Source organism: Metabacillus rhizolycopersici (assembly GCF_020075705.1).
Window position 1 is genome coordinate 65,598 of sequence record NZ_JAIQUM010000011.1, and the last position, 19,231, is coordinate 84,828.

The following is a 19,231-nucleotide window of genomic DNA, read 5'->3' on the forward strand; positions in this document are numbered from 1 at the left end:
TGAAGGGGAAAACATTTTATATCTGTCTATTTTCTAAGTTCTCAACAAATCTTGTCGAAGCTCGTGATAGCGGAACACTTTTTAAAGAACATACACCAATATTTCTCTTTGGTATTTCTTCAGTTAATTTTACTTCATACAATAACCCTTTATTCAAGTATTCCAGTGAAAATTCCTTTGTCACACATGCTACTCCTAAATTTATTTTAGCAAACTCTAGTAATAATTCATGTGAGCCTAGTTCAAATTCTGGTGAAATCCTTATACCTTTGGATAGTATATAATCCTCAACATACTTTCTGGAATTTGAGTTTGGTTCAAGAAAGATTAATGGCAGTTTTATTAACTCATGGAAGTCTAGCGGTTTAGATAATATATTCTTATATTTCTCTCCACAAACGAACGTATCCTGGATATCAAAGCATGGTCTTAGCTCCAACGAAGGATCATCAATCGGGAGATTACAAACGGCAATATCAACCTCTCCTGATTTTAATTGAGAGCAAAGGTCTAATGTTGTGCCATTAACAATCTTAAACTTAATATTCGGGTATTTATTATGGAAATCCTCTAAATAAGGAAGTAAAAAATATCTAGAAATCGTGTCACCTACACCAATCTTTAGTTCTCCAGTTGTTAAATTTTTAAATTCTAACATCTTTTCTTCCCCAACCTCGATTAAATTAATCGCAGAATGAACATATTCAAATAGAAGACTTCCCTCATGTGTTAAAGATACCCCTTTAGGTGTCCGATTAAAAAGGCGTGTATCTAACTCTCTTTCTAATTGCATAATTGCCTGACTAACTGCCGGTTGTGTCATATAAAGATCTTTTGCAGCCTTTGAAAAACTTTCCCTTTTTCCTACCATACAAAATACTTTATATAAATCTAACTTACTCACCATATAAGCACCTCTTATATCTCTTATTCAATATATTAATTTTACTTATATCATTAACCTCGTGTATAGTACAAGTATTATAAGATACATAACTAAAATTAAACTTACTAGTTATAAGGAGCGGTTATATTGGAAAGAGTAGTTGGAACTGTTGTTAGAGGACTTCGTTGTCCCATCATCAATCAAGGAGACAACATCGAGGAAATCGTTGTCGATAGTGTGTTAAAGGCTTCAGAGGTTGAAGGCTTTAACATTAATGATAAAGATATCGTGACGGTAACTGAATCAATCGTTGCTCGTGCTCAAGGAAATTATGCGACGATCGATCATATCGCTAAAGATGTTAGCTCAAAATTTGGCGAAGATACGATTGGCGTTATCTTTCCGATCTTAAGTCGTAATCGTTTTGCGATCTGTCTTCGTGGGATTGCAAAAGGTGCTAAAAAGGTTGTATTAATGCTTAGCTACCCATCTGATGAAGTGGGTAATCACCTAGTGGACATAGACATGCTTGATGAAAAGGGAATTAATCCTTGGACAGATGTTTTAACTGAAAAACAATTCCGTGATCATTTTGGCTATAATAAACATACATTTACTGGTGTTGACTATATTGATTATTATAAATCATTAGTTGAAGAATACGGTGTTGAATGTGAAGTGATCTTCTCAAATAACCCAAAAACGATTTTAGATTACACAAAAAGCGTTCTAACTTGTGATATCCATACAAGATTTAGAACAAAGAAAATATTAAAAGCAAATGGTGGCGAAAAAATTTACAGCCTTGATAACATCTTAGCAGAGTCTATTGATGGCAGTGGTTGTAATGAAGCTTACGGTCTACTTGGATCAAATAAATCAACAGAAGATGGTGTGAAACTTTTCCCGCGTAATTGCCAACCTATCGTGGATAAAATTCAGCATATCCTTAAAGAAAAAACTGGAAAAAATGTCGAAGTCATGATTTACGGAGATGGAGCATTCAAGGACCCAGTAGGTAAGATTTGGGAGCTTGCTGATCCAGTTGTATCACCAGCTTACACATCAGGACTTGATGGTACCCCTAATGAAGTAAAGTTAAAATATCTTGCCGATAACAACTTTGCCGATTTAAGAGGTGAAGAACTGCAACAAGCAATCGCTCAATATATTAACAATAAAGGTTCTGACCTTGTAGGATCAATGGAAGCACAAGGTACTACACCAAGAAAACTTACTGACCTTATCGGCTCTTTATCTGATTTAACTTCAGGAAGTGGCGATAAAGGTACACCTATTGTCTTTATTCAAGGCTATTTTGATAACTATACAAAATAAGGTATTAATAAGAAAAACGCAAGGCTTGTGCCCTCGAGCCGATGGCGCCTTGCGCTGGACAATTCTCGAAGCCTAAACTTATAAATTCTGATATTACAAAGAAAACTCGATGCCTCCTAGTAGAGTAAATGGCATCGAGTTTTTCTCTGTTATTTATGTTTATTTCCAATATAGGTTAAACCCCTTTTACAAAAAGGAATCCACTTTCTTCCTTATACTACTATAACTTAGTTACTGTACGCAAAAAAGATGTAGCTTTACTTTTATCGTTTCTCAACAGTTATATAGGCTTGTCTCGGGTGATTTATTTGATTTGGATATTTCAGCCTTACTTTCCCCTTATTTAATAGCTTTGCTAAATAATTATTTCTTAATCCATCAGGCGTTCTCTCTAATAAATCTGCTAGTTCTTTTAACATTAATGGTTTATAGGTACAAAGTCTTACGATAATTTCTTCCATTACACTCGGTGACAAACGCTTTTTCCTTCTGGCAAGTTCTGATATTTCCCATAATATTTCTTCTATTTCTTTTGGGGAAGATACGTTTACTTCTTCCTGTTCTGATTCATTTGTCGAATTACTTACCACTATATTTGTTTTTTCCACATTTGTCGCACGCTCTTCACTATTATAGGAGTTCAAAACATTGTCAAAACTATCAAAAGAGAACTTTTCGTTATTATAGGAGTTCTCATCACTATTATAGGAGTTAATACCACTATTATAGGAGTTATCCTCGTTATTGAAGGAGTTAATCTCGTTATTATAGGAGCTATCATCATTAATATAAGGTTTTTTTTCTTTATTATAGGAGCTATCATTCTTGTTAATGGCATCGTCTTCACTATTATAGGAGTCCGTTTCCTTATTTACGGAGTTGTCAAAAGCATCCAAATCTTCCATTAATAGCTCATCTTCTTCGGGAAATAAAAGTCGATTGTTCTCAGTTATTGTCTCAGAATGTTCTTCTTTCTCCAATACATTTAGGGCTACATGTAACGTGAGGATCGTACGTTCTGCCTCTGAATCTTGGATTAAGTCAAAAGCATCATTCCCATAATGTCTCCATGTCGTTTCAATGCCTTTTAATCCGGAACCGGTCCTTTTACAAAGCCCAATTAAAATAAACATTTTAAAGAGATTAGGGTTACGAAGGTTACTTATATTGCCCTCTAATGCCTGCTCTACTGATATACGAAAAAGACCAGGGTTTGAGAATCGAAATAAAGCCCTTTCCTTTTCAATTACAATACCACCTTCTCCATAGTAATCAGAGTGGACTAAAGTATTTATCAATGATTCATATAAGCTGGATATAGCAACATCCTCGTCAGACTTAGTAAAATCAGCCACTAAATCAGCGCTTGCTTTAAAATAAAAGTCAAATACATTCCCCGACCAAGTTCCGTCCTGTGAAGTGAAACGCTGGGACCACCCCGCATTTAGTGTTTCCTCTAAGCTTTCTCTATACTCAAGAAAATACTGGGGCAATACCTCCGTAATGATCCTTTCTTCACTGAACATCAGTAGGCCAGCAAGAGTCAAGCCTTCCTTATTCGTGTTTCGCACCTTTCCCCATGCACCAATTTTATATAAAAATTCCTTCATCTCCAGTCCGTTCCAAGGGTGGTCTGGTTTAATAACAGAGAACCTTTCTCGGTATTTTTTAATAGATTCAAAGTTTAGTTCATTTATCCCATAATGTTCTAAAATTAAGTTATCCTGTGGAACGGATGAATAATCAGGTGGATGATGTACATTTATATTCACATTCAATCTCCCCCTTATACTCAATTTGTTTCTTTGTTACTCTTATTTTATCATCTTTTGTCTAGTCCTTCTCTTCTATATATAAACAAGCAGGATTTCCCATTATATGAATTGCCAAAAAGGAGCATTCCAAATAGAAAATAGATTACATTAACCTATTAATATATTAATATAATTTAAATCGATCCAATCCGTTTCCTTTTTAAACCATCTATTAAAATAGTTCATTCCTTTGCGAAATAGACTATTTTGATGTCCTTTTCTCTTAATACACTAAAAATATTATATTTGAATACTTTTATATTCCCCAACACCTTTAATTTTGTTTGCTATTATTTACAGTAAAGCTCTCCATAATGGATCTAAATGGTATTCTTTTAATGATTCATAACACAAAAATGGACTTCCGTAATCGGAAAGTCCATTTTTAGAAGTGCATGATTATTCTATTTCACAAGAAAAGCTTGTAATTTCCTTAACATAAGCTTCATCTACTTCTATCAATTTCAGGCAAGAATACCCCTTCCTCAAGGAATGCGAAGGGCATAGCCCAATGAATAGGGAGGGGGTGAAGTGCCTTTTTGTGTATTAGAACACTAATTCTCGCGGTATGATATTCCTGAATAGATTGTTCATTGACAGCTGAACATAGAAGGTTGCGGAAGGAAAAGAAGCTCTTCCACATAAAATGTTCAAGCCAACTATAACAGCCGAGGCACACCATTATATTTAACTCCTGCTACATCTTTTGCAAACATTAACGGACCAACTGTTCCATGTGAAACATTATAGAGTATTTGTGTATTCAACACTCGATCATTGGCATTCCTTTACCCTTTGAGTTATTTTTAATTAAGATGACACTATCGGGATCATTCGATTAGTTGTAGCTTTTTACAATTTCGATAAATAGCTCGATAGCAATCGGTATGACATCTTCATCGATATCGAATTTTGGATGGTGATGAGGATACCCGCTCTTCTCTCCACCCATGCCTACAAAAATAAACGCTCCGGGTTTTTCCTGTAAATAATAAGAAAAATCTTCGCCACCCATTACTGGTTCGACTAACTCAAACACCTCGTGACCAAATGATTTACGAATAACGGATTCAACAAATTTAGCCTCTGTAGGATCGTTAACAAGCGGCGGCGTACCGACGATAAAATCAACTTGACCTTTTGCGCCGAAAGCATCGCAAATTCCTTCTGTTAGCTTGACCATTTGATGTTGAAGCGTCTGGACTGCTGCTGGTGTTAATGCCCTTATCGTACCAATTAATTTTGCCTTGTCTGGAATAATGTTATAGGTAGAACCTGCTTCAATTTTCCCAACTGAAATCACACCAGAATCAATTGGATTAATCTTTCGACTAACGATGCTTTGCAAGGATTGAATAACATGGGAAGCCACATAGATCGGATCAACCGTTTCATGTGGCATCGAGCCATGACCGCCGTACCCTTGTATCGAGATTTCAAAGTCATCAATTGATGCCATCATTGGTCCATGAGTTAGTCCGATTTTCCCCTTCTCAAGTCCTTGCCACAAATGAATGCCAAAAATCGCATCAATGTTTTCTAAAATGCCTTGCTTGATGAGTGCGTCTGCTCCACTAGGCGTAATTTCCTCGGCAGATTGAAAAATCAGGACAATATTTGGTTCAATTTCATTTCGATTGTTAAATAACCATTCAGATACAGCTAACAAGACCGCAGTATGGCCATCATGACCACACATATGAGCTACTCCTAGATTTTTCGATAGATAAGGCTTATCGCCTTCTTCGGTAATCGGTAAAGCATCAATATCTGCTCTTAAAGCGATCGTTTTGTTCCCTTTTGTACCTTTTATAAAACCAACCACACTTGGTGGTTGATAATCCAATATTTCAATATTTAACGTTTCAAGTCGATTTTGAATAAATTTGCTCGTCTCATATTCTTGTCCAGAAAGCTCTGGATGTTGATGAAGATAGCGACGATCCTCAATCGCTTGCCTCGTTAAATGCTCACTTACATTCGTAATCTGCATGAAAAATCCTCCTCTTGTTTAAAATGGACCGTATTGAATTAACTGTGCTATAACAGTAATCATAATTTGAATTAAGATAAAATGATATAAACATAAATAGGGAAAATCATGCTGCTACAAAATAGGCAAGTAATACATGATCTAAATTTTTTATAATATATACCTATTTTCAAAATAAGAGCCATTATACAGGGGTTTTTATTTTTATACAATTATATAAGTAAAGGAATTAAAGAGCTAAACTACTAAGGTCTTATGAGTACATTTCAAGAGGGGAATTTAGGTAATACCTTATTTTTTGTGGTTCCTTTCTACACTAAAGAGGCCAACTCTTACACAAGGAATTTAACTCCTCCCTTAGAGGGGGTAACTATTGCAAATGAAAGTATGTTTATGAACTCTTAGTTTCGTTGCTTTTATCAATCCTATTTAATCTAATCGTAGAAAGCTATAACGAAAGATAAGGTGAAAAATGGAAAGTGCAAAAGTAATGAACAAGGAAACTAAGTGATCCTCATTAACCACTATGAATTAAATGTTCAAAATGTTCATTTTGCTCATATATTTTTTATTCCACAAAACTTTCATAATATTGACTCAATAAATTGAGTATCCTATGATAAATACCAGTAATGATTATCATTTTCACTTATGACATTGAATACGAAAAAGGGAAGGTTGGAAAGATGCAAGGATTTAATAAAATACGAAAATTCAGCGGCACAATGCTTATCCTGCTATTAACAATAATGATGATTTTAACAGGTTGCAATGCTAATCAAAAAAATACAGAAACAGAGAAAAAGGAACAGGCTTCTACAGAATCAAAAGAGGAAAAAGGTAGAACAATTAAACACGAAATGGGAGAAACAGAAATTGAAAATACTCCTGAAAAGATCGTTACCCTAGAGTTATCTTTTGTTGATACTTTAAATGCTTTAGGAATCAATCCAATAGGAATTGCAGATGACAATAAAAAAGATATGATTTCAAAGCTTGTCGGCAGTGACATCGATTATACGTCTGTAGGAACTCGCGAACAGCCTAGCTTGGAGGTTATTAGCTCATTACAGCCAGATTTAATCATTGCAGATGCTGAGAGACACAGCGCTATTTATAAAGATTTACAACAAATTGCTCCTACAATTGTCTTAAAGAGTCGCGAATCAACATATCAGGAGAATCTAGACTCTTTTAAAACGATTGCAGAAGCAATTGATCAAAAAGAAGTTGCTGAAAAACGCTTAAATGAGCATGAAAAAACGATAAATGACATTAAATCAAAGCTTTACCTTGATAAAGATCTAACTGTTTTACCTGCAGTTGTACGAGATACATCATTCCAAGCTCATACTACTTCTTCTTATGATGGAGAGTTACTTGAACTGTTAGGTCTGAAAGTGGCAATTGAGAACGAACAACCTTATGTTGAAATGAGCTTAGAACAACTTGTCGAGATTGATCCAGATGTACTACTTTTAGCTAATAATGAAGGAAAACTACTTACTGATGAATGGAAAGAAAATCCTCTTTGGAAAGATTTAAAAGCTGTAAAAAATGGACAAATTTATAATGTTGATAGAGATTTATGGACAAGATTCCGCGGAGTTGTATCCGGAGAAGCTATTGCTAATGACACTTTAACAATGCTAGATAAAAAGTAAAGGAATCAAAAAAAGAAGTAAGATATCTTCACCTTACTTCTTTTTCTATTAGTCTTATACTTTGTAAGAAAGTGTGTTGTAGTTAATGGAATCTGTAATGAAAGGTAAAGTAAAAGTATATAGTACAGCAATAACTGCAATAATTTTATTAATTTTAGGAATCATCATTAGTATTACTGTAGGAACAGCAGATATTGATCTATCGATGGTGTTTAAGTCCTTTTTTGAAGTAAATCTATCGAAAGAACAGTTGATTATACAAACCCTTCGGTTGCCTCGCTCCATAATCGGAGCATTAGTCGGGGCTAATTTAGCTGTGGCAGGTGCCCTTATGCAGGCGATTACCCGGAATTCATTAGCTTCCCCACAAGTATTTGGTGTGAATGCAGGTGCTTCATTCTTTATTGTCACTGCTTTTGCCTTTTTTCCTACTCTCTCTTCCCCATCTCTTGTTTTCTCTGCATTTATCGGGGCAGCAGTAGGAGGAATAACAGTCTATTCCTTTGCTTCTGGAGGAGGAATGACACATGTAAAACTAGCGTTAGCTGGAATTGCCGTGCACTTTCTTTTATCCTCTTTAACCCAAGGAATCATCATCTTTAATGAACAAGCAAAAGATGTTCTGTATTGGCTAGTGGGATCAATCAATGGAAAATCATGGACACACGTTACGATCATTCTTCCTTGGTCTCTTTCTGGATTATTAATTGCATTATTGTTCTCTCGATCAATTTCTATTCTTGTCTTAGGAGAAAGTACTGCGCAAGGGCTTGGGCAACGAGTAGATCGCATCCGTATTCTAGCTGGAATATTGGTCATTATTTTGGCTGGATCTTCGGTAGCTGTCGCAGGTCCGGTAGGCTTTATTGGATTAATTGTTCCTCATATTGTTAGGAAATTGGTGGGAGGAGATTATCGAAGAATCATTCCATTTTCTGCATTATTCGGGGCTTTACTTTTAGTTTACGCGGATATTCTCGCTCGGTTTATCGCTTATCCCTTTGAATCGCCAGTTGGAATTGTTACAGCTATCATCGGGGCGCCATTCTTCCTTTATTTAGCAAGGAGAGGGAGGAATATTAAGCAATGAATAATAAACAAAAATTTATGCTGAAACGCAATTTCCATCCTAACTTTATTCTTATTGCGCTATTGATTATCATCCTAATCTTATCAATAGTAAGTCTAGGTTTAGGGGCTATTTACATTACACCGTCAGAAATTATTCAAAATCTAATGGGTGAAGGGACACAAAGCCAAACATTTATACTACACAATTATCGTATACCTCGTATTTTAATCGCTATCATCGTAGGGGCTGGACTAGCAACAGCTGGAGCTATTCTACAAGGAGTTCTTCGCAATCCATTAGCCTCTCCTGATGTAATTGGTGTTACGAAAGGGGCCGGATTAGCCGCTGTTATCATAATTGTTCTATTCCCAATGTCACCTATTATTTTTCTTCCCCTTTCCGCTTTTATTGGAGCAGCTATTATTGCTACGATTTTGATGTTATTTGTTTACAAAAAAGGTGCTCAACCTAATACAATAGCTTTAGTGGGAATAGCTCTAGGAGCAATATGCCAAGCAGGAATAGAGTATTTTATGATTAAGTTTCCAGACGATGTAAATATGACTCTTTTGTGGTTGACAGGAAGTCTATGGGCAAGAGGCTGGGATCAAGTGTATCTCTTGCTTCCATGTCTTATCCTTATCCCAATACTAATTGGTTTAACTTCTAAATTGGATATACTGAGCCTTGGAGATGATCTAGCTACAGGTCTCGGTGAAAGGTCAAAATTCCTGAGATATATTTTACTAGGCGTTTCGGTTGTTTTAATTGGTGTATGTGTTGCCACAGTCGGTTCTATCGGATTTATCGGTTTAATTGCTCCTCATATTGCCAGAAAAATTGTAGGATCTAAATTTAAAGTTTTACTCCCTGCTTCAGCTCTCTTCGGCGCTATCCTTCTACTAGTTGCCGATAGCCTAGGTAGAGGTTTATTTCCTCCCTTAGAAATACCCGCCGGCATTATTACAGCAGTAATTGGGGCACCATATTTTTTATATTTATTACGTTCTGAAAGAAAAAAGGCATAGGAAAGGCGAACAATTATGACAACATTATCAGCAGAGCATCTTTCTCTCTCTTATGGATCAACTCGAATCCTTGATAATATCACTTTAAAGGTTCCTGAAGGTAAGATTAGTGTGATTATTGGGTCTAATGGTTGCGGCAAATCAACCATTTTGCGGTCCTTAGCTAGATTATTAATGCCCCAAGAAGGCGTAGTCTATTTAGATGGAAAAGTGATTCATCAGCAATCTTCCAAAGAGATTGCGAAGAAATTGGCTATTTTACCTCAAGGTCCAGAAGCTCCGGAGGATATAACCGTTAAAGACCTATGTTACTATGGGAGACATCCGCATAAAGGTTTGTTTTCTAGACAAACTCCGGAAGATGAGGCGATTGTAAACCGTGCGTTATCGGCAACAAAGATGACTGATTTTGTGGATCGTACATTGGATGAATTATCTGGGGGACAAAGGCAAAGAGCGTGGATTTCAATGGCTTTAGCTCAAGACACAGATCTTTTATTATTAGATGAACCAACAACCTATTTAGATTTAGCGCACCAAATTGAAATATTAGAATTACTGCGCGACTTAAACAGAACACATGGTCGAACGATTGTCATGGTTTTACATGATTTAAATCAAGCAGCACAATATGCTGATCATCTCATTAGCATTGTTAAGGGTAAAATTTATCAAGAGGGACCACCTGAAATCGTATTTACCAAGAATATGATTAAAGAAGTCTTCGGACTTGAATGCTGTATTATTGAAAATCCTGTTGACCAGACACCGCTTTGTATCCCTATTGGCTTATCGTTACAATAATCATAAATATAAAAGAGGCGCTGTCTTTTAAGATACAGCGGCCTCTTTTTTAAAGGGTATAAATTATAGGTATTAGCAATACATAAGCCTCAATTCTCTATATGAGGTTGAATACAAAGATTATTTTTTAAAGAACCAGCTACTATCTGGTCTTTCACGCGGAGTCAAATTCATAATAAAATAACCAATGATTAGAATTAAGATGATAAGCGAGTAAAGCAATGTATGTACCGGATTATTATGCTCAACAATAATAAGTCTGATCATAGCGGTAATGCCTATGTAGATAAAATATCTTAGTGGGAAATGATACTGCTCTTTGAAATATTTAACAATCATCGCAATAAACTCAAAATATAAAAAGAAGGTAAGTATACTTGCAAGGAATAGTTGATGGTCAAGAGTATCACTTTCTATCATTATCTGACTTGAAATGACTAATTCCTTTACTAGTAAAAAGGAAAGAATAATTGATAGAAAAACAAGTGAAATATTCAAAACTATTTGGAGGATCTTTGGTATAACAAGTACTATAAAGGAAAAATCCTTTTTTATCTTTAACATACATACCTTCCTTCACATCGATGTTTTTTTTTCCACTTTAGTAAAAATCATCAACAACTTCATTAGATTACTTATTCCTAGCTTCTTATCTTTCTTACAATTCCTTTCATCGTTTGTGCCCCTTTTTAATATATCACTTTCCAATCAAGATTTAATTTACTTTTTTGAATTTTTTGTTAAAAATTATTTTCACTCAAAAAATGAGGTAGCTCCTTATAGTTAGGGATTTAGATAAGATTTCCAAATTTGATTATAAGGAGTTTTTTGTTTTAACAGTGTTTTTTTCAAAAAAACTACTGACAATAGGAAATTAATTTAATGCAAGCCTAGTGAAAATTTATAAATAGGGATTAAGGCTCTTAAACAGCGATAGGGCTGTCCAAAAGCCGCAAAAACGACCTATTGGACAGCCCCAACGTTCTGATCATCCATTATTAGTGTGGTTTACTTGGAGTTTTTGTGCAAAATAACCCATGAAATTTATCTAAAAACATATATCGTTGGGTATTCTCCATCACTTTAAAATTTTTCGTGTTACCACTAACTTATTACCCCATTTGAAACTGTGCATTATGAAGTTTGCTATACGTTCCTCCAACTTCAATCAGCTCATTATGTGTTCCTTGTTCTATTATTCCCTCTTCTGTTATGACTAGAATTCGATCGGCATTTTTAATTGTAGCTAGACGATGGGCAATCACAAGTGTAGTTCTCCCCTGTGATAGTTCATTTAAGGCTTTCTGAATCGCTACCTCTGTTTCAGAATCCAATGCAGATGTAGCTTCATCAAGAATTAAAATTGGCGGATTTTTCAAAAACATCCGAGCAATAGAAACCCTTTGTTTCTGACCTCCTGATAATTTGACGCCGCGTTCACCGATAAATGTATCTAACCCATCAGGCAAATCATGTATAACTTCCTCCAACTGAGCCCGTCTAACTGTATCCCAAATTTCCTCTTCTGTTGCATTAAGCTTTCCGTAGGCAATATTTTCTCTAATTGTTCCATCGAAGAGAAACACATCTTGTTGTACAATTCCAATATGATGACGCAATGATTGCATTGTCATCCCTTTAATATTTAGGCCATCAATTTCAATGTTGCCTGATTCAATATCATAAAATCTTGGAAGTAAACTACAAATCGTAGTTTTCCCAGCTCCAGATGGGCCAACAAGTGCAATTGTTTCTCCTCTCTTTACGTTAAAGTTAATATTACTGAGGACTTTTCCTTTCCCTTCATAACCGAATGTTACATCTTTGTATTCAATGTCTCCATTTAAATGTTTAACATCAATAGCATCTAGATCATCTTTCTCATCAGGTGCAGTGTTTAGCAAATCCAAATAACGACGGAAACCCGCTATCCCCTTTGGATACGTTTCAATAACTGAATTAATTTGATTTATCGGTGTAAGGAAAACATTAGAGAGAAGCACAAACGCTATAAATTCCCCAAAGGTCATTTGTCCATAAATGACAAACCATGTACCACAACCTAGAACAAACAATGAAATAACCTTCATTAGCAAATGGCTAATCGATGAGTTCCACGCCATTACCTTGTAGGCAACCAGCTTTGTTTTACGAAACCGACCATTGTTTATTGCAAATTTCTCCATTTCATGATTTTCATTCGTAAATGCTTTTACGACACGAATGCCACTAACATTATTTTCAACTCTTGCATTAAAATCTGCAATATCAGCAAACATTTGACTGAATGCATGGGACATTTTCCTACTAAAGTAAATAGATAGGCAGATTAAGAATGGAATAATAATGAATGTCAGCAAAGCAAGCTTCCAATTAATTGAGAGCATTAAACCAAAGGCTCCAAATAGTGTCATCACAGCAATAAACAGATCTTCAGGACCATGATGAGCAATTTCTCCAATATCCATTAAATCATTGGTCATCCGTGAAACGAGATGCCCTGTCTTATTATTATCAAAGAAGCGAAAGGACAGTTTCTGAACATGATCAAATAACTTTCTCCGCATATCTGTTTCAATATTAATTCCTAGCATATGTCCCCAATATGTGACAATGTAATGAAGGAAAGCAGTTACTACATAAACCCCTAGCAAAGCAATGCACGCCCACACGATAAAAGTCCAGTTACCCATAGGCAATAAATCATCGATTACCTTATTAATTGCTAGAGGAAAGGCCAGCTCCAGTAATGCTGCCAAAATTGCACAAGAAAAATCAATAGTAAATAACCATTTATACGGTCGATAATAAGCAAAAAAGTTCCTTAACATATTAATTAGGCTTTCCCCCTTTATAGTATGAAAAGGCGATTCCCTTGAAACTAATCAACAGAAAATGATTATTATTCTCAATAGGAATCGCAATAAATTCACTTAATATAACATACTAATCTAGTATTTCCTGAAAAATAATCTGTTTAGCTCCAGCGAATAGCCTATTATTTAAACAAGTCTGGATACATTTCTTTAGCTAACATTTCCATTCCGTCTATTGTATTGTAACTATAGCTAAACATATAGTTGTAATCCACTGCAAAAATTTGTTTATTTTTTATTGCCTTCATACTAGAAAGCTTCTCATTTGCATAAAGTGCTTCTTTGATCTTATCTGGACTTGACCCATCATATGTACCCCAATTAGGAATGATTAATACATCGGGATCAGCATTAATAAGCATTTCAGTACTAACTTCTCCAGCTTCATCTGCAAAAATATTATTTAGTTTCACCATTGAAAATGAATCATTAAAGAATGTTTCGTCATGAGCTGGGTATACATACAGTTCTTTCGGATCACTCATATGTAAATAAGCAAACGTTTTTTCCTCTTTAATACTTGATAATTTAGAAGTAATAGAATCTTGTCTATCCTTTAATTCTTTAATAAAATGATTTGCTTTATCCTGTACACTAAAAAGTTCACCTAAGTTTTCAATATCTTTATAGATCGAGTTATACGTTCCACCAGTAACAGAGGATTCAAGAATGTACGTTTTAACGCCCATTTCATTAAGCGAATCTACCGTTCCTACTCCCCAGTCAGCATTGTCAAATAGGCCACCACGACCGTAGACTAAACCTGGATTTGTCCCTAATGTAACTTCTTTTCCAACATAATTGTCGCTCAGTATATTTAATTTTTCGTATTCTTCTTCTACTGCTTTATCTGGTGCCCCAAAGTTTGCACCTACGCCAACAATTTTGTCACCTAATCCTAAGTGCAATAACAGCTCTGCTGCTGGTCGAGTATTCGCCACCACTCGTTCAGGTGCTTTATCGAAGACTTGATCCTTCTTCTCCCACGTTGTTCCACCTTCAGCCTTTGTGTAATTTTCAATTGTTAATGGATATTGACTTTTCGGTTCCTGCTTCTCTTCAGAGCTCGTCTTAGTTGAGGTTCCGCAAGCTGTTAATGCTAGCATAGCAGCTAAACCGACTCCTAGTAATAATTTCTTTTTCAAATGAATTCCTCCTACTTTATACGCCATACGCAAAACCTAATCCATTCGTAACTGGATTGATATACGTTTGGCACTTGATTTGATATAATGCTTCGACTGTGTCAGGTGTTAGTACCGTCTCAGGTGTACCGTGCGCATAGACTTCTCCATCTTTTATTGCATAAAGATAGTCACAATAATGAGCAGCCATTTCTAAATCATGAAGGGCTGCAAGTACCCCGATATGTAAATCCTTTACACACGATAAAATTTCAATCTGATAGCGAATATCTAAGTGATTCGTTGGTTCATCTAAAATCATAAATTTTGGTTGTTGTGCAATCGTCCTGGCCAAAATTACCCTTTGCTTCTCTCCACCAGAAAGCGATAAAAAACTCCGATCCTTGTAATCAAGTAAATTTGTTCGTGCTAGCGCTTCTTCAACAACCATAAAGTCTTCTTGTTTATCTGACTCTAGCATTTTCTTATGTGGAGTTCTGCCTAGCATAACCATTTGGTGCACTGTCAAATCAAAATTCACTTCATTAAATTGACCAACTACACCTAATCGCTGTGATACCTTCTTTTCAGAAGATTTCAGAACATCTAAATCGTCTAATAAAACGGTTCCCTTATAAGGAGATAGGCTTTTATAAATACTTTTTAATAGAGTCGATTTTCCACATCCATTTGGACCAATTAAGCCAACAAATTGTTGTTTTTTTACTAGAATTGAAATGTTTTTCACAATTTCCTTCTTGCCAATTTTTATTCCCATTTCTTTCGCGATCAATTCCATTTTTCACCCTCCGAAATTGTAGCCTTTTTTCACAATCATGTAGATGAATAATGGCGAACCAATAACAGATGTAATGATTCCAATAGGCAATTCAACATTTGGGATTAACGTTCTTGACAAGATGTCCGCCCAAATTAAAAACAGGCCTCCTAAAAGGATTGTTCCTAACGTTAACCGTTTATGGTCCGCGCCAAATATTCCTCTAGTTATATGAGGGATGATCAAACCTACAAAACCAATCATTCCTGCATATGCAACCATTGTTCCAGTGATAAGTGCTGCAACTATCATATAGAATTTACGATAGGTGCTTAAGTTAATTCCAAGTGTAATTGCGGATTCATCGCCTAAAAGCATGGTATTTAGTACTCGATGTTGGAAAAGAAACATAACGCATCCAAGCAAAACTATAATCGCCAGAATAGGCGTTTTCCCCCAGCTTGATGAAGCCAGGCTTCCCATAGACCAAAAAGTAACTGTTTTAATTCCTTCAGCATTATTAGCAAAATAGATAATAAGACTCGAAAAAGAACCACACAATGCACCAATAACAACTCCTGATAGGACGAGTTTTACTGATGTTGCTTTACCACCTATACTGGATAAAACAAGCACTGCTATCGAAGTCAACATAGCACCTGTAAAAGCTCCAAATGCTACTCCAAATTGGGATAAAATCGCGCCACTTCCAAGTCCTACTAGGATAGCAAAGGTTGCTCCTAGAGAAGCCCCTGATGAAATCCCAAGAATATATGGATCAGCAAGTGGATTTTGTACAACTGCCTGCATAACGGCTCCACACAATGAAAGTCCCATACCAATCAGAAGGGCAAAAATAACTCGAGGCATTCTAACTTGTAAAATAATATTCAAATATGATTCATTTTCAACATTATTTAGTGAACCCCATCTACCATTTGTCAATGAATGAACCATGATCTCCATCGATTGCTTGAATGGGATATGAACTTGCCCTATGGATACAGAGTAAACAGCAGATACCATAATTAGACCTATTAAAAATAAAATAATAAAATAATAAAAATTTCCTTTACTTACTCCGTTTGTAGCCATTTTATCCTAAATTCACCTCCTGCATTATGATTAAATAGCATCAACCTAAAATTGATAATGATTATCATTCTTAACAAGAATAATATGCAAAATGAAAAAATACAATAAAATATTTATTTAAATAATAATCTTTTTAAAATTTGATGATTACATACAAGTCAAACTAAGGGCTTCGTTACCGATTACGACGAAAGGGGACTGATAAGCTATTGACACCTAAGAAAAGCGCAAGCGCCTTGTTCAGCCCCTACAGGCATAAGACGCATATGAATAGAAGGCGTTCTTTGCCTTCAATTCATATGCGTCTTATGACCCCGAGGGGCTAGGCGCTGGAGCTGGACAATTCTCGAAGCCAAAACTTATAAATTCTGATATTATAAAAAAGGGCTATTCTTGTTGAAAAATCAACAGGAATAGCCCTTTTTTTGTATTAAAATTAAAATGCCGGTATGGCAGTTTCACTATAATTTTCTTCTAAAAATTTACGTACCTCTGGACTTGTCATAGCCTTGGCCAATTTTTGAATTGGCTCAGAATCGACGTTATCTTTGCGTGCTACTAATGTAATCGCAAAGTCGTTGTCAATGCCCTCTGTGAGAAGAGCATCATTTTTTGGTGTTAAACCAAGCGGTGCAGCATAAGCAGGTGTCATAACGACTGCATCTGCATCATCATACATTCTCGCCAGCATTAACAAATCTACTTCTTTAAACTGATAGTTTTTAGGGTTTTCGGTAATATCAGCCATTGTATAGTATGGACCTGTTTTTTCCTGTAAAGTAATGACTTTATGCTGTGCTAGCAAAGCTAATGAGCGATCAATATTTGACACATCATTTGCAATGGCAATAACGGCACCTTCTGGCAATTTATCGATTGAATCGTATTCTTTCGCATATACACCATAATTTGCAAAATAAATTGGTGTCACCGGTACAAGCTCGGCATCATTGTTTCGATTGAATTCCTCCATATACGGAACATGCTGGAAGAAGTTTGCATCTACTTCTCCTGCCGCTAGTGCGCTGTTAGGCTGTACATTATCACTTAATACAACCATTTCCAGATTAATACCATCCTCTGCTAGTTTTGGTTTTACAAGCTCAAGGATTTCCGTCATTGGAGGAATAAGAGAAGCCACTTTCAATGTTACCTCTTCCTTCTCCTGATTCTGTGTACTTTCTTTCTCTTTTGCTTCATTCTCTTTGCCACATCCTACTAAAAGTACAATAAGTGCTGTCATGAGAAAGAGTATTTTTTTCATGATGTTTTCCTCCATTATTTATCTTTTATCAATCATTCTGGATACAGTTGTTCCAGTAAATTGGATGAGCTGCACCAGGATAATCATAATTATAATCATATATATCATTAGCTCTGTTTTAAACTGCTGATAGCCATACCTTATGGCAAAGTCTCCGATACCGCCACCTCCTACCACTCCCATGATCGTTGAATAGGAAATAAAGCTGATAATCGATGTTGTTAGTCCGAGGACAAGCCCAGAGCGTGCCTCCACGTAAAGAAATTTAAACATGACATCCTTTACAGAAGCCCCCATGGAAATCGCTGCCTCTATCACACCCTTTGGCACGTCCAATAAGGATTGCTCGACCAATCGCGAATAATGAGCAATGGCAATAATCGATAATGGAACTGTTGCAGCTGCTGTACCAATAGCTGTGCCAATCATGAGTCTTGTAAATGGGATTAAAAAAACAACTAATAACAAAAATGGGAAAGAACGAATAATATTGACCAATAAATTTAAAATCGAGAAAGTCCATGGATTCTCAAGCAAATGACCCTTCCTACAAAGAAATAGCAAGGTCCCGACAGGCAATCCTATGAAAATCGCAGCTAAAATGGAAACACCAACCATTGCAATGGTTTCTCCAATTGACTGCCAAATTTCCGCCTCATATTGAACTAAAACCTCAGGCATAACCTAGCCCACCATTCTCTACTAATTGTTCGATAAAGTATTCTGGACGATTATCGATTTTTTGAATCCCATTTGGTTCGATTAAGACAGTGTCATAAATCTCTCCATCTGCCATGATCGTTACACGATTGCATATACTTTTAATGACGTCCATCTCATGACTAACAATGACAATCGTCACACCGAAACGTTTGTTAATATTCCCTAGCACGTCTAATATTTCAGCCGTTGTATTGGGATCAAGAGAAGAGGTTGGTTCATCACATAACAAAACTTGCGGGTTATTTGCCAATGCCCTTGCAATGGCAACACGTTGCTTTTGTCCCCCACTTAATTGGGCAGGATATTTCCCCATCTCATTCTCCAATCCGACAAATTGAAGACACTCCACAACACGGCTCCGACGTTCTCCCTTTGGGTAATTTGCCAATTCTAAAGAGACAGCTACATTGTCATAAACCGTTTTATTTGCCACAAGATTAAAATGCTGAAAGATCATGCCGATCGACTTCCGGGTCCTTCGAAGTGCTTTACTGTTCAAAGCTGTCAGTCTTTCGCCATTTACCTCCACTTCTCCCTCATCGGGGGTCTCCAACAAATTCATTAACCGCAGCAAGGTTGATTTCCCTGCTCCACTCGCTCCAATTATTCCATGAATTTCACCTTTATGTATTGTTAACGTAACAGACTTAATCGCCTGAAACTGTGAAAATGCTTTACTCACTTGTTGCAGGTTAATCATAAAATCCCACTTTCTATTTGTTGAAAGGTAAGCATACTGATCCCCATTATAGCTTAATCAGAGAAAAACAGC

16 protein-coding genes are annotated in these 19,231 nt (G+C 36.0%); 5 read left to right on the top strand and 11 right to left on the bottom strand.

Annotation, left to right across the window (positions count from 1 at the left end; all coding sequences use genetic code 11):
- Nucleotides 1-16 precede the first annotated feature (16 nt).
- On the bottom strand, nt 17-907 hold the full coding sequence (locus K9V48_RS07495; protein ID WP_224138083.1) for a LysR family transcriptional regulator: 891 nt from the start codon (nt 905-907) through the stop codon (nt 17-19).
- A gap of 126 nt (nt 908-1,033) precedes the next feature.
- Here K9V48_RS07495 and K9V48_RS07500 point away from each other — a divergent pair, with 126 nt between their 5' ends.
- Nucleotides 1,034-2,224 (top strand): coenzyme F420-0:L-glutamate ligase, encoded by a 1,191-nt coding sequence (locus tag K9V48_RS07500; RefSeq protein ID WP_224138084.1) that lies wholly within the window; start codon nt 1,034-1,036, stop codon nt 2,222-2,224.
- A 263-nt stretch (nt 2,225-2,487) separates the two neighbouring features.
- Here K9V48_RS07500 and K9V48_RS07505 read toward each other — a convergent pair whose 3' ends face one another.
- Together K9V48_RS07505 and K9V48_RS07510 are read right to left on the bottom strand one after the other, a co-directional pair.
- Nucleotides 2,488-3,996 carry a DUF8451 domain-containing protein gene (locus K9V48_RS07505; protein WP_224138085.1) on the bottom strand — a complete coding sequence of 503 codons (1,509 nt, stop codon included), beginning with the start codon at nt 3,994-3,996 and terminating at the stop codon, nt 2,488-2,490.
- Nucleotides 3,997-4,876: 880 nt separating this feature from the next.
- Entirely contained in the window at nt 4,877-6,031 is a 1,155-nt protein-coding gene (locus K9V48_RS07510) for a M20 metallopeptidase family protein (protein ID WP_224138086.1), read from the bottom strand.
- 704 nt (nt 6,032-6,735) lie between these two features.
- On the opposite strand from K9V48_RS07510, the gene K9V48_RS07515 reads away from it, so the two are divergent.
- From K9V48_RS07515 to K9V48_RS07530, 4 genes are all read left to right on the top strand, one after another.
- Nucleotides 6,736-7,695: an ABC transporter substrate-binding protein gene (locus tag K9V48_RS07515; protein ID WP_410429649.1), complete on the top strand. Its 960-nt coding sequence runs from the start codon at nt 6,736-6,738 to the stop codon at nt 7,693-7,695.
- Nucleotides 7,696-7,780: 85 nt separating this feature from the next.
- Nucleotides 7,781-8,785 (top strand): FecCD family ABC transporter permease, encoded by a 1,005-nt coding sequence (locus tag K9V48_RS07520; protein ID WP_224138087.1) that lies wholly within the window; start codon nt 7,781-7,783, stop codon nt 8,783-8,785.
- Nucleotides 8,782-9,795: a FecCD family ABC transporter permease gene (locus tag K9V48_RS07525; RefSeq protein WP_285872162.1), complete on the top strand. Its 1,014-nt coding sequence runs from the start codon at nt 8,782-8,784 to the stop codon at nt 9,793-9,795. Before K9V48_RS07520 ends, K9V48_RS07525 begins: the two co-directional genes overlap by 4 nt.
- A 15-nt stretch (nt 9,796-9,810) precedes the next feature.
- On the top strand, nt 9,811-10,599 hold the full coding sequence (locus K9V48_RS07530; RefSeq protein ID WP_224138088.1) for an ABC transporter ATP-binding protein: 789 nt from the start codon (nt 9,811-9,813) through the stop codon (nt 10,597-10,599).
- Nucleotides 10,600-10,719: 120 nt separating this feature from the next.
- On the opposite strand, the gene psiE is transcribed toward K9V48_RS07530, so the two are convergent.
- The 8 genes from psiE to K9V48_RS07570 all read right to left on the bottom strand — a co-directional run bounded on the left by psiE (nt 10,720) and on the right by K9V48_RS07570 (nt 19,159).
- A complete protein-coding gene (gene psiE, locus K9V48_RS07535) occupies nt 10,720-11,163 on the bottom strand; it encodes a phosphate-starvation-inducible protein PsiE (protein ID WP_224138089.1) in 444 nt (147 codons plus the stop codon).
- Nucleotides 11,164-11,711: 548 nt separating this feature from the next.
- The gene (locus tag K9V48_RS07540; RefSeq protein WP_224138090.1) at nt 11,712-13,430 is read right to left on the bottom strand and encodes an ABC transporter ATP-binding protein; all 1,719 of its coding nucleotides are present in this window, start codon (nt 13,428-13,430) and stop codon (nt 11,712-11,714) included.
- 167 nt (nt 13,431-13,597) lie between these two features.
- Nucleotides 13,598-14,620, bottom strand: coding sequence for an ABC transporter substrate-binding protein (locus tag K9V48_RS07545; RefSeq protein WP_224138091.1), 1,023 nt, complete (start codon nt 14,618-14,620; stop codon nt 13,598-13,600).
- A gap of 16 nt (nt 14,621-14,636) precedes the next feature.
- Complete coding sequence (locus tag K9V48_RS07550) at nt 14,637-15,398, bottom strand: ABC transporter ATP-binding protein (protein ID WP_224138092.1); 762 nt, start codon at nt 15,396-15,398, stop codon at nt 14,637-14,639.
- Nucleotides 15,399-15,401: 3 nt separating this feature from the next.
- Nucleotides 15,402-16,472: a FecCD family ABC transporter permease gene (locus K9V48_RS07555; protein WP_224138093.1), complete on the bottom strand. Its 1,071-nt coding sequence runs from the start codon at nt 16,470-16,472 to the stop codon at nt 15,402-15,404.
- A 436-nt stretch (nt 16,473-16,908) separates the two neighbouring features.
- Nucleotides 16,909-17,736 (bottom strand): MetQ/NlpA family ABC transporter substrate-binding protein, encoded by an 828-nt coding sequence (locus K9V48_RS07560; protein ID WP_224138094.1) that lies wholly within the window; start codon nt 17,734-17,736, stop codon nt 16,909-16,911.
- 18 nt (nt 17,737-17,754) lie between these two features.
- Complete coding sequence (locus K9V48_RS07565; RefSeq protein ID WP_224138095.1) at nt 17,755-18,417, bottom strand: methionine ABC transporter permease; 663 nt, start codon at nt 18,415-18,417, stop codon at nt 17,755-17,757.
- Nucleotides 18,410-19,159 (bottom strand): methionine ABC transporter ATP-binding protein, encoded by a 750-nt coding sequence (locus tag K9V48_RS07570; protein ID WP_224138096.1) that lies wholly within the window; start codon nt 19,157-19,159, stop codon nt 18,410-18,412. Before K9V48_RS07570 ends, K9V48_RS07565 begins: the two co-directional genes overlap by 8 nt.
- Nucleotides 19,160-19,231 lie beyond the last annotated feature (72 nt).

Coding starts and splice junctions, on each gene's coding strand:
- K9V48_RS07495 (WP_224138083.1), bottom strand. CDS start 907: ATGGTGAGTAAGTTAGATTTATATAAAGTATTTTGTATGGTAGGAAAA.
- K9V48_RS07510 (WP_224138086.1), bottom strand. CDS start 6,031: ATGCAGATTACGAATGTAAGTGAGCATTTAACGAGGCAAGCGATTGAG.
- K9V48_RS07520 (WP_224138087.1), top strand. CDS start 7,781: ATGGAATCTGTAATGAAAGGTAAAGTAAAAGTATATAGTACAGCAATA.
- K9V48_RS07525 (WP_285872162.1), top strand. CDS start 8,782: ATGAATAATAAACAAAAATTTATGCTGAAACGCAATTTCCATCCTAAC.
- K9V48_RS07530 (WP_224138088.1), top strand. CDS start 9,811: ATGACAACATTATCAGCAGAGCATCTTTCTCTCTCTTATGGATCAACT.
- psiE (WP_224138089.1), bottom strand. CDS start 11,163: ATGTTAAAGATAAAAAAGGATTTTTCCTTTATAGTACTTGTTATACCA.
- K9V48_RS07540 (WP_224138090.1), bottom strand. CDS start 13,430: ATGTTAAGGAACTTTTTTGCTTATTATCGACCGTATAAATGGTTATTT.
- K9V48_RS07550 (WP_224138092.1), bottom strand. CDS start 15,398: ATGGAATTGATCGCGAAAGAAATGGGAATAAAAATTGGCAAGAAGGAA.
- K9V48_RS07555 (WP_224138093.1), bottom strand. CDS start 16,472: ATGGCTACAAACGGAGTAAGTAAAGGAAATTTTTATTATTTTATTATT.
- K9V48_RS07560 (WP_224138094.1), bottom strand. CDS start 17,736: ATGAAAAAAATACTCTTTCTCATGACAGCACTTATTGTACTTTTAGTA.
- K9V48_RS07565 (WP_224138095.1), bottom strand. CDS start 18,417: ATGCCTGAGGTTTTAGTTCAATATGAGGCGGAAATTTGGCAGTCAATT.
- K9V48_RS07570 (WP_224138096.1), bottom strand. CDS start 19,159: ATGATTAACCTGCAACAAGTGAGTAAAGCATTTTCACAGTTTCAGGCG.